The sequence below is a fragment of the Sorangium sp. So ce1014 genome, from assembly GCF_051521505.1.
In the GTDB taxonomy this organism is placed as follows: Bacteria; Myxococcota_A; Polyangia; order Polyangiales; family Polyangiaceae; genus Sorangium.
Genome location: NZ_CP150356.1, coordinates 11,154,491 through 11,161,342, shown reverse-complemented (window position 1 = coordinate 11,161,342; position 6,852 = coordinate 11,154,491). Strand labels below are relative to the sequence as shown.

4 protein-coding genes are annotated in these 6,852 nt (G+C 68.4%); 1 reads left to right on the top strand and 3 read right to left on the bottom strand.

The window, feature by feature from the left end:
* Positions 1-222: 222 nt before the first annotated feature.
* Positions 223-1,551: an NAD(P)/FAD-dependent oxidoreductase gene (locus WME75_RS42315; protein ID WP_437483068.1), complete on the top strand. Its 1,329-nt coding sequence runs from the start codon at positions 223-225 to the stop codon at positions 1,549-1,551.
* Positions 1,552-1,596: 45 nt separating this feature from the next.
* Here WME75_RS42315 and WME75_RS42310 read toward each other — a convergent pair whose 3' ends face one another.
* From WME75_RS42310 to fabD, 3 genes are all read right to left on the bottom strand, one after another.
* Positions 1,597-2,859, bottom strand: a complete 1,263-nt coding sequence (locus WME75_RS42310) for a cytochrome P450 (protein WP_437483066.1) — start codon at positions 2,857-2,859, stop codon at positions 1,597-1,599.
* Between the two features lie 248 nt (positions 2,860-3,107).
* On the bottom strand, positions 3,108-3,431 hold the full coding sequence (locus WME75_RS42305; RefSeq protein ID WP_437483064.1) for a hypothetical protein: 324 nt from the start codon (positions 3,429-3,431) through the stop codon (positions 3,108-3,110).
* A 154-nt stretch (positions 3,432-3,585) separates the two neighbouring features.
* A complete protein-coding gene (fabD, locus tag WME75_RS42300; RefSeq protein WP_437483062.1) occupies positions 3,586-6,489 on the bottom strand; it encodes an ACP S-malonyltransferase in 2,904 nt (967 codons plus the stop codon).
* Between the last annotated feature and the right edge of the window lie 363 nt (positions 6,490-6,852).

Genomic DNA, 6,852 nt, shown 5'->3' with positions numbered 1-6,852 from the left:
GTGCGGGCGCATGCCGTCACACGGCGACTATCGTTTCCAGGTCCCTTGATCTATAACCGGGCATTCTCCTCTCCTCCGTTGAACGGAGGTCAGCGCTGTGAGATCGGCTTCAAGCAGGCCGTGCCGTAGGACGCGGCGCTCTGGGCAGGTCCTCTTCTGCGGGGTCATATGAGGCAACAGGTATATCGTCACGCGATTGTGATCGGCGGCAGCATCGCCGGGATGGTCACGGCGCGTGCCATCAAGGACCACTTCGAGCGAATCACCATCATCGAGCGCGATCGGCTCCCGGCGGAGCCCGGCCCCCGGAAGGGGGTTCCCCAGGGCCGGCACGTCCACTTCGTCTTGATCCGCGGCCGGATAGAGCTCGAGCGGCTCTTTCCCAGCCTCGCTGCAGATCTGGAGAAGGACGGCGCGGTCTCCTTCGATTACGGCCGCGGCGCTGCCGTCTTCAATCACGGCAAAACCATGGCGCGATTCGACTCGGAGCTCATTGTCCGCGGGTGCACGAGGCCGCTCATCGACTGGCATATTCATCGCTATCTGAAGGCGTCGCCCGGCATCTCTTTCCTCGAAGGGACGACCGCGCTGGGGCTCGTGGTGGGCCCTGACAAGCGCACGGTCACCGGCGTGCGGCTGGCGAGTGAGGGCGGGGAAGAGGTCCTCACGGCGGATCTGGTCGTGGATGCGGGTGGCCGCCAGTCCCGCGCCGGGTCCTGGCTGACAGCGCTCGGCTTCGATGCCCCCGAGGAGACGACGATCGACAGCGCCTTGACCTATGCGTGTCGGCTGTATGCTCCGAAGCCCGACTTCCGCGCTGACTGGAAGCTCCTGTCGACGGTCCCACGCGCGCCCAACCAGCCGCGGAGCGGCGCCATTTTCCCGGTCGAGGGCAACCGCTGGCTCGTGTGCCTCGCGTCGATGGGCGACGATCACCCGCCGACCGACGACGAGGGGTTCCTCGAATTCGCACGCTCGCTCTCGATCCCCAACGTTTACGAGAGCCTCATGGCGGCGGAGCCCCTGGGGCCGATCTACCGCAGCGGATCGACGGAGAACCGGCTCTATCGTTACGAGCGGCTGCGCCGCTTTCCCGAAAATTTCGTCCTCATCGGCGACTCGGTATGCGCCCTCAACCCGCTTTATGGACACGGCATAACCAACGCCACGTTGGGGGCGCTCGCCCTGGCCGAGGAGCTCACCCGGCAGCGCACGATCCGGCCGCAGGGCGGCCTTCAGGAGCTCGGGGCTAGATTCCAGAAGCGGCTGGCGCGACTGAACAAGGACGTATGGACGCGCGCCACCAGCGCCGACGGAGCGTGGCCCCACACCCGTGGCCTGAAAGGATCGGGCAGCCCCCTCCGCGAGGCACCCAAGCGCGCTCTCCGCGCATATGCCGATCTCCTCCTGGAGACAGCGGCGAGCCAGCCGGAGGTCGCCCGCCTCCTCGTGGAGGTCGGACACCTGCTTCGCCCGTCCTATTCCGTGCTCAGCCCAGGGGCGATGCTCCGGGTGCTCGCCCACCGGATCCGCGCGCACCAGTCCGCCTGATCTGCGGGCACAAGGCCGCGCAGGCCAAGCGCCCGCAGGGGGACCTCAGCGCGCTTTCGGACCCAGCGCGACGCGCAGCGTCACCATGTCGCGCATCTGCGGGTTCGGGCGGAACTCGGGTTCGACATCAACGAGGCGAGGGTTCGAAGACCGATCGAGCAGCGAGCCCACGGCGATGTTGAGCTCGAGGCGGGCGAGCGGCGCGCCCAGGCAGTAGTGCGGCCCGACGCCGAACACCAGGGAGCCCGTATTGTCGCGGCGGAGGTCGAACACCTCGGGGTTCGGGTAGACCTCCGAGTCGTGCAGGGCGGCGCTCACGATGGGATGAACGCGGTGCCCCTTCGGGATCGTCACGCCGCGGATCTGGACATCCTCCAGCGCGTAGCGGGGCAGCGTACCGAATTTCATGAAGGGGTTGTGCCTGAGCGACTCGTCGATCGCTCCCTTGAGGAGCGTGCGATCCTTGAGCACGGCCTCCAGCGCATCCGGGTGCCGGAGCAGCTCAAATACGGCGAAGCAGAGCCCGTGCACGGTCGTATCCGAGCCGGCGATGAGCAGACCGATGATGATCCCCATGAGCTGATCGATGGTCAGGCGATCGCCCGCCTCCTCCGCCCGGATGAGATCGGTGAGCAGGTCATCGCCAGGGACGCCCCGGCGCGACTCGATGAGGCGCTCCAGCAGGCGCTTGCCGTCGAGCACCGCCGCGACGGACTGGGCGAGCTCGTCGCGCGCACGCCAGGGGTTGAGGGCCTTGATCAGGGCCAGGGCGAAGGCGCGGAACGCGACGTCCTCGTCGGCCGGGATGCCGAGGATGCACCCGAGGACGCGGATCGGGAGCATCTCCGCGAAGTCGTTGCGGATCTCGATCGTATCCTCCCGCACCGCCGCGTCCATCATGCCATTGACGATGTGCTGGATCCTCTCTCGCATGCGCTCGATGGCCCGGGGGTTGAATGCCGGGTTGACGAGCTTGCGCATGCGGACGTGATCGTCGGGCGGCGCGCCCGCGAGGCCCGAGCCCACGAGCCGGTAGAACTCCGCGATGGAACCTTCCATCGGCGTCGGCTCCGCGTGAATCCAGTGGCGCGGGCTGACGCTGAACCGCCGGTCACGCAGCACGAGCGCCACGTCCTCATGCCGGGTCACCACCCATGAGCGCCCGGCCTCCCACTGGTACACGGGAGCGTGCGTGCGCAGGTAACGGTAGGTGGGAAATGGATCGCGAGCGAACTCGGTCGTGGTGGGATCGAACGTAAACCCGGCCGTGGCCGGCGGGTCAGCGGGAGGGGGGGTCATTCCGGACATGGCTCATGCTCCTTTGCGCTGCTTGGTGTTTCGCGGCGGCGCTGGTCTCGCCCGTCAGAAGTCCGACCAGGAATGGCCGGACTTCTGCGCCGCTTCGCGGCGGCTTCGCACGGGCAGGCCTAGCTTTGTCTCCTCGGGGTTCCGTCCCGAACCCCAGCGTCCGCTTCGCGCTGTCTGACGAAATCCTGTGAGTGTTCCTCGCTCGCGCTCCCTGGGCTCGGACCCTCGCGACGGTCCGCGGACGCGCCCTAGCTCTTGAGCCGTCGAAGCACCACCTGATCGCCCTGGGTGTTCTGCCAGATGACCTCGTCCTCTTGGAGGGAGAGGAGCGGATCGACCAGCTCCCTGCCGATGATCTCCTTGATGGTGGACTGCTCCACCTTGTAAAACAGCTTCCCTCCCTCGAAGCGCCAGGTGCCGCTGTTCTCGAAATGGTTGGCGACCCCGTCGCGCTCGGCGGTCCCCCAGTTGCGGCACCTGCCGTCGGCGTAGAACTCCGAAAAGTATTTCCAGAGCACCCCGTGATTGATCTCCCGGTGGCACTCCCACAGGCCCACCAGGACTCTCGACACCTCTGCATCATCGAATGTTGCCTGCTTCGACATGGAATCAGCTCCGTTCTAGCGAAGTGTCGCTCGTTGTATCCCGATCCGACGCAATCAACAACCTCGAATCGAGGCGCGGCGGGCGCGGTCGCGAGCCGCCGCCGCCGCGCAGGATCCGGCGCTACGGCCTCGATGCGGTCGCGACGGATACCGTATCCAGGGAGCTCAAGCGCGCGCCGAAACGGGTAGCCAGCGTCAGAACGCGCCGCTCGTCGCCGAGCTTGTGCTTGATGAAGCTCGACAGCGTGCCCGAAGGGCCGACATCCACGTATGCGCGGACGCCATGGGCCTCGAGGGCGTCGACGGCGCGCGGGAACAAGGCCTGCGCCCGGCACGCTCGCCACAGGCTATCGGCGTCCACCGCGTCCAGCCAGCTGCCGGCTGCGGTCGAGAAGATCGCGACGCGCGGGGGCTTCAGCGTGAGCCGGCTCGCGAAGCGGCGAAACGGCGCCTCGATGCTGTCCATCCACGACGAGTGCAGGGCATAGCCAATCGGCAAGAGGAAGGTGACGATACCGAGCGCCTTCAACTTCCTGGCGGCCTCGGCGACCTCGGGCGCGGGGCCGCTGACGACGAAGTGCCTCTGGAAGCTGATGCCGGCGAGCTCGCAGTCGGAGAATATCGACGCGTGGCGCTCCATGAGCTCGTGGCTGTCGAAGACCGCGAGCATCGCGCCCGGGCGTGCGCGTTCCTCGAGGAGGCGCGCCTGCTCGATCGCCAGCGCGAGGCCGTCTTCCAGGCTGAGCGCGCCCGCGACCACCGCCGCCGTGTGCTCGCCGACGCCGTACCCGAGCACGACGTCGGGGCGCACGCCGCGCGCCTCGAGGGTCTGGGTCAGCGCATAGCCGATGGCGAGCATCGCTGGGTTCGAGTGGAGCACCCGGTCGAAGGGTTGGAACGGACCGGCGCTCCGGTACAGAATGTCCACCAGCGAGCGGCCGAGGAGGGGTGCAGCCAGCGCGGAGCATCGCTCGATGGCGGCGCGGAAGGTCGCCTCTTTCTCGTAGAACTCGGCGCCCATCCCGAAGTACTGCGAGCCCTGGCCTGTATAGAGGAAAACGACGCCGTCGCGCGGCGGCCGAGGCTGGAGCGTCGCCGCTGCGGCGCTGGCGCGCGGCGGCTCTGCGCGGACGAGGGACTCGGCCGCAAGCGGCTCCTTGCGCGGCGGCTCTGCGCGGAGCGGCTCTGCGCGGACGAGGGACTCGGCCGCAAGCGGCTCCTTGCGCGGCGGCTCTGCGCGGAGCGGCTCTGCGCGGACGAGGGACTCGGCCGCAAGCGGCTCCTTGCGCGGCTCGGCGACCGCGCGAGCGGGAAAGGGCTCGACCGGTAGCGGCGCCGCGCGGATTTCGTCGATCGTGCGGGTAAGGACGTTCCCCGGGCCGACCTCCTCGAACTGGGCTTCCGGGCAGGTGAGCAGGTGCGAAACCGTCTCGTACCAGCGTACGGGGCTGGCGATCTGGCGCGTGAGGTGGGCGCGGATCGAGCCCTCGTCGTCGGGGTAGCGGCGCGCCGCGTCGTTGGAGATCACCGGGATCCGCGGCGGCGCGAAGCGAAAGCGTTCGAGGAATTCCCCGAACACCCGCTGCGTAGGTTGCATGTACCGCGTGTGAAACGCCGCGCTCACGTTCAGCGGCACGTAACGGGCGCCCGCCTCGATGAAGAGCGGGCCCGCCTGTTTGAGGTCGGCCGCCGGCCCGCCGATCACCGTCTGGCGCGAGGTGTTCAGGTTCGCGATGTCGACCCCATGGAGACCGGCGGCGTCGAGCAACTCGCGGATCCGCTCGGGCGACAGGCCGATCACCGCAGCCATCGCCCCCTCCTTGGCCTGGCTCATCAGCTCGCCGCGCCGCTGCACGAGGCGGACGCCGGTGGCGAAGTCGAACACCCCAGCCGCGAAGAGCGCATTGTACTCGCCGAGGCTGTGGCCGGCGACGACGTCGGGCGGCGCTTCGCCCCTGTCGAGGCGCGCGAGGTACGAGAGCGCGTTCACCACGAACAGGGCGGGTTGCGTGTACTTCGTCAGGCTGAGCTCGCGCCCCGGGTCGTCGAGGCACAGCCTGCGAACCGAGTAGCCGAGGATCTCATCGGCTTCCGCCACATGCTTCGGATACGCGTCGAAGAGATCCTTCCCCATCCCCTTGCGCTGGGATCCCTGCCCCGGGAACACGACGATCTTGGTCTCTCGGTGCACCGCTGGATGCCCTCGCTCCGCCGCTCCGTTCACGCCGGGAGAGGCTACCCCGCCGCCGTGGAGCGGGCCCAGATCCGCCACGATCGATTGCAGGACCTCCGCCCGCGCGCTGTTCACGAAGAAGTGATCCCCTTCGAGCATCCGGAGCCGGAACGACGCTTCGGTCTGCTCGCCCCACGCGCGCAGATCCTGAACGTTGGCGTGCGGGTCGCGATCGCCGCCGAGGGCGCTGATCGGGCAGCGGAGCTTTGCGCCGGGCTGGAACACGTACGTCTCCAGCATGGCCAGGTCGGCGCGCAGCGCCGGCAGGAACAGCTGAAGTAGGCCGACATCCTCTCGCACGACGTCGGGAATGCCCCCGTAGGTGCCCTGCAGCGCGGTGACGAGCTGCGCGTCCGAGAGCCTGTGCAGATCCGGCGTCCGGCGGGGCACGTGCGGCGCACCGCGGCCCGACACGAACAGGTGCACGGGCTCCTTGCCGTGGCGCGCGCGGAGCTTTCGGGCGACCTCGAAGGCGAGCAGCGTCCCCATGCTGTGGCCGAAGAGCGCGAACGGTCGATCGAGCAGCGGGGCGATGGCCCCGACGAGCTCGTCCACCAGCGGCATGAGCCGCTCGGCAGGCTTCTCCTTGACGCGACCCTCGCGCCCGGGCAGCTGAACCGCGAGCACGTCCACGCTATCGGGCAGCTCCCCTGCCCACCTGAGGTATACCGAGGCGCCCTTGCCTGCGTAGGGGAAGCAGAAGAGCCGGAGGCGCGCCTGCGGGCGCGCGTGTCGGCCGAGGAACCAGAGGCTTGCGCTCTGGGACGCAGATAGATCGTGAACGTTGTTCATGGCGTAACCTTCGACCGCCTGAGGATCGCCGCAGCCCGCGCGCTGCGGTCATCGAGAGGGTTCCGTTCGCCCGGAGAGGCGCCGCACCCGCGCGTTGGCGCCGCACCTCGCAATGGTTCTCCGTTCCCTGTCATGGGACTGAGGACCCCCGCGCGATGGCCGCGGTGCAGCTCGATCCCGAGCTCCGCGCGCCGGCAGGCTGCGCCGCTCCGACCTCCTCGTCGGCGTCGATGAGCCGCTTTCTGCGGAAAAAAGACCGCTTCAGCTCTTCGATCGTGTCCTCTAGCAACCGCGACCTGCACCATGAGTCTTGTGCGCGCCTCTTCCGGTGCGTTGTCCGTCCATTGCGCGCGGCGCATTCAG